Source organism: Algibacter sp. (assembly GCF_049667265.1).
Taxonomy (GTDB): domain Bacteria; phylum Bacteroidota; class Bacteroidia; order Flavobacteriales; family Flavobacteriaceae; genus Algibacter_B.
Genome location: NZ_JBATHX010000448.1, coordinates 1 through 3,977, shown reverse-complemented (window position 1 = coordinate 3,977; position 3,977 = coordinate 1). Strand labels below are relative to the sequence as shown.

The following is a 3,977-nucleotide window of genomic DNA, read 5'->3' as shown; positions in this document are numbered from 1 at the left end:
TGTAACTTTAGGAAAAGATTACCCAATTATTTTTCCCGTTCACCCAAGAACACAAAAGCTTTTAACTGGTTTAAATTTGAACTTTGAAAATTTACATTACGCTAATCCTTTAGGTTATTTAGAGTTTAATTATTTAGTAAAACATGCGTATGCTGTAGTTACAGACTCTGGAGGAATTACCGAAGAAACTACTGTTATGAATGTGCCCTGTATAACATTACGAGATAGTACAGAACGCCCTGAAACTTGCAATATCGGGACCAATATTTTAGTTGGTAGTGATTCTGATAAAATTAAAAATGCTTTTAACATTCTACTTTCAGGTAATTGGAAACAAGGTGAAATACCGGAATTGTGGGATGGAAAAGCTGCAAAACGACTTGTAAATCATTTAACATCCATTTGAAGTTTAAATGAAAGATATTCTCATAATTACCAATTACTTTCCTCCTGAAACTGGCGCGGCTTCAAACCGTATTTTTCATTTGGCTGAAGGACTTCAAAAAAACAACTTCAACGTTTCCGTCATAACACCTTTACCAAATTACCCCAATGGAAGGATTTTTGAAGGATTTAGAGGTCGATTTAAGCATACTTCTACCGAAAACAACCTAACTATTCATCGCTTATGGATTTATGCTAGCAATTCAAAGAATAAAATCTTGCGTTTAATAGCGATGTTATCATATAGTTTTAGTTTAATTTGGTTTTTCATGTGGAATAAAATTCCTAAAACAGTAATTATACAATCTCCTCCTTTACTTGTTGCTTTTACATCTGTTTTTTTTCTACGTTCAAAAAAAAGAAAAGTCATACTAAATGTAAGTGATTTATGGCCGCTGGCAGGATTGGAATTAAGGGCATTCAAAAAAAATTATAGTTATAGACTGCTTGAAAAAATAGAACGTTTCAATTACAAAAATTCAAATTTAGTTTTAGGGCAAAGTGAAGAAATACTAACTCATGTAAAATCCATTTTTCCTGAAAAGGAAACCTTCTTGTATCGAAATTTTCCAGATTTTGAGGTGTCATTACCAAATCATAAAAAAAATCCGTCGGAAAAACTAAAATTGGTTTATGCTGGTTTATTAGGCATCGCTCAGGGTATTTATAAGTTATGTCTGGAGTTAGATTATTCAAATATCGAATTTCATATTTATGGCGCTGGAGCAGAACAAAGCCTTATTGAAAACTTGATTAAAAACAACCCTGAATTTAATATTATTTATCATGGTGAGGTTTCAAGGCAGGAATTACATCAAATTTTAACTAAATATGATGTAACTATAATTCCGTTATTAAATAGAATTTATGGTTCCGTACCCTCTAAAATATTCGAATATGCCAGGTTAGGAATGCCGATGCTTTATTTTGGTGGTGGCGAAGGAGAAAATATCATTAATAAATATAAACTAGGCTGGATTGCTGAATCCAGTAATTACCAGCATTTAAACCTAATTATATCAAACTTGGGAACTAAAAAACTGCAATTAAAAAGCAGCAAAAAAATACAAGAAGTTGCCTTAGAGAATTTTGATTTTAGTAAGCAACTAAATAAACTTATAAAACTAATTTAATAAGCTTTATCCTCACCTTTTATTGCATTGGAAAGCGTTTGAAAGGCAATTTTAAGATCTAATAGTAAGGACCAGTTTTCAATGTAAAAAATATCATATTTTACACGGTTTATAATATCCTTATCTGTTTCTATTTCACCTCTAAAGCCACTAATTTGTGCTAAACCGGTAATACCTGGTTTTACAAAATGACGCACCATAAATTTATCAATTCTTTGAGCATACATATTTGTATGGCTAACCATATGAGGTCTTGGTCCAACGACAGACATATCACCAAAAAGCACATTAAAAAACTGGGGCAATTCATCAATACTGGTTTTTCTAATAAAAGCACCCATTTTAGTTACCCTTAAATCACCTTTTGTGGCTTGGTGCAAATTTGCGTTTTTATTGGGTGTCATGGACCTAAACTTATAGCAATCAAATTCTTGATAGTTAAAGCCATTTCTTGACTGTTTAAAAAATACTGGACCTTTTGATTCTAGTTTAATAAGAATTGCCAAAATTGGTGTTAGCCAAGACAACACAAAAACTATAATGAATAAAGAAAACAAAATATCAAATAGTCTTTTAAAAAATTGATTTACAGGTTCTTGAAGCGGAATAGCTCTTATCGATAAAATTGGTATATAATCGTAATATTCATATTTAAGTTTCTTAGAATAAATCTCTTTATTATCGGGAATAAATTTAAGCTCTCTTAGGTTATTGTCAGCAAAATCTATCAGTTTATTTATCTGCTTGTTGGATAGTTCTGAAACTGAAAAATAAATTTCATCTATATTGTTTTTAATGATATAATCGAAACAATTTTCTAAAGAAAAATCTTCGTCTTCAACACTAAATTTAGTTTGAAATTGATATCCAAATTCTAATTTTGTATTGAAGGTTTTTATTAATTGTCTTACTTTATCGTTATTACCAATTACAATAACCCTTCTAATATTACCTCTTAATACGGTTCTATATTTTTTTAATAAGTAAGTGGTTAAGAACTTAAATATAGATATTAATAAAAAAATTGAAATTAAATATTCACCCAATACTAACCTGCTAATATTTGGTTGCTTAAAAAACCCAATAAAAGCATATAGGGCAATTGTAAAAAAGATAAATTGCCTAAATAGAAGGGGGGTTATTTGGATTAATCTTGTTTGCCTATGTACTTCGTAAAAATGATTTTTTACTGAAATTAATATCCAAAGAATTGAAATATATAAACAAAAGATGTAGATGTTTTTTAAATTTATTTCAAAATAAAAAACAGTCATATTAATTATAGCTAAGTCTATAAACCCAAATAAAGGTTTTATTAAACCAGAATATCTTCCCTTTTTATAATTCACTTATTTTTTTATGTGTTCTTTAAAATTTTTATGATTACTTTTATATAATTCTTCTTGCGATAAAGACCTAAAATAATTATAGGTTATTTTCATTCCTTCTTCTCTACTAATCCTTGGTTCCCAATTTAGTACTTTTTTTGCTAATTTTATATCTGGCTGCCTTTGTAATGGATCGTCTTGGGGTAAATCTTTATATATTATTTTTTGACTTGTTCCTGTTAGCTTAATAATTTCTTCTGCAAATTCCTTAATTGTTATTTCATTAGGGTTCCCAATATTAACTGGATACGAATAATCGCTTAATAATAATCTATAAATACCTTCCACTTGGTCATCTACATAGCAAAAAGATCGAGTTTGTGAGCCATCACCAAAAACGGTCAAATCTTCTCCTCTAAGAGCTTGCCCAATAAAAGCGGGAATAACTCTTCCATCATTAAGTCTCATTCTAGGTCCATAAGTATTAAATATACGTGCAATTCGTGTTTCTAAACCGTGAAACCTGTGATATGCCATGGTTATGGATTCTTGGAAACGTTTAGCTTCATCATAAACGCCACGTGGGCCAATAGTGTTGACATTGCCGTAGTAATCTTCAGATTGAGGATGCACTAATGGATCACCGTAAACTTCAGATGTTGATGCAATTAGCATTCTTGCATTTTTAGCCTTTGCCAAGCCTAATAGATTGTGAGTTCCTAAGGCACCTACTTTAAGGGTTTGAATAGGTATTTTTAAATAATCTATGGGACTTGCTGGTGAAGCAAAATGTAAAATATAATCTAATTTACCTCTTATTTCTATAAAGTTAGTAACATCGTGTGCTACAAATTCAAAATATTTTAACCCTAATAAATGCTCGATATTCTTTTTATCTCCTGTAATAAAATTATCCATTGCAACTACATGATAACCCTCTTTAAGAAATCTATCACATAGGTGTGATCCTAAAAAGCCTGCAGCTCCTGTTATTAAAATTTTTTTCAAACTATAATTCTATTAATAATGATCAAACAATTATTATCGCGCTAAAAAAGTATTAGTTTTGGTT

At 30.0% G+C, this 3,977-nt stretch carries 4 protein-coding genes; 2 read left to right on the top strand and 2 right to left on the bottom strand.

Features of this window, described 5'->3' with window-relative positions; all coding sequences use genetic code 11:
• Together WBN21_RS15495 and WBN21_RS15490 are read left to right on the top strand one after the other, a co-directional pair.
• On the top strand, positions 1-406 hold a 406-nt coding region (locus WBN21_RS15495; protein ID WP_424201864.1), incomplete at its 5' end, for a UDP-N-acetylglucosamine 2-epimerase.
• Between the two features lie 7 nt (positions 407-413).
• Positions 414-1,577 (top strand): glycosyltransferase family 4 protein, encoded by a 1,164-nt coding sequence (locus WBN21_RS15490; RefSeq protein WP_424201862.1) that lies wholly within the window; start codon positions 414-416, stop codon positions 1,575-1,577.
• On the opposite strand, the gene WBN21_RS15485 is transcribed toward WBN21_RS15490, so the two are convergent.
• Both WBN21_RS15485 and WBN21_RS15480 read right to left on the bottom strand, forming a co-directional pair.
• Entirely contained in the window at positions 1,574-2,926 is a 1,353-nt protein-coding gene (locus WBN21_RS15485; RefSeq protein ID WP_424201860.1) for an undecaprenyl-phosphate glucose phosphotransferase, read from the bottom strand. The two genes, WBN21_RS15490 and WBN21_RS15485, sit on opposite strands and share 4 nt — an antisense overlap.
• A complete protein-coding gene (locus tag WBN21_RS15480) occupies positions 2,927-3,913 on the bottom strand; it encodes a UDP-glucuronic acid decarboxylase family protein (RefSeq protein WP_424201858.1) in 987 nt (328 codons plus the stop codon).
• Positions 3,914-3,977: the final 64 nt, after the last annotated feature.

Excerpts from the sequence above, each read along its gene's own strand:
- WBN21_RS15490 (WP_424201862.1), top strand. The coding sequence starts at position 414 with ATGAAAGATATTCTCATAATTACCAATTACTTTCCTCCTGAAACTGGC.